Consider the following 304-nt stretch of genomic DNA (forward strand, 5'->3'; position numbering starts at 1 on the left):
ATGTACCAAGCGGTGGTTTCGCACGCTAAGGTGCCACGGTCAGGAATGCGTCGCGCTAAGCACTGACGGGTTAATGCGGACAACTCATTTTCGGCAATATTGAGCCAACTGCCATGTTTGGGCGTGTAATGAATTTCCAACCGTTCGGCCAAACGACGAGCGGTAGCCGGTGGCAAGGCTTTGTAAAGGGAGGCGAGGGTATGAGTATTGAGTTGATCACACTCCAGGAGCACTTTGGGGCAATCCCGATCGTCTGCATCCAGTCAGTGTTGCATTTGGTGCGCCCAATCAACCGCCGTGCGTC

Annotated in this window: 1 protein-coding gene; it reads right to left on the reverse strand. The window is 54.3% G+C overall.

The window, feature by feature from the left end:
- Window positions 1–233: transposase (locus JUK32_RS28560; protein WP_204136847.1), on the reverse strand; the 233-nt coding region annotated here is incomplete at its 3' end.
- Between the last annotated feature and the right edge of the window lie 71 nt (window positions 234–304).

Origin of the sequence: Halomicronema sp. CCY15110, from assembly GCF_016888165.1 — a bacterium.
Lineage (GTDB): Bacteria > Cyanobacteriota > Cyanobacteriia > Phormidesmidales > Phormidesmidaceae > Halomicronema.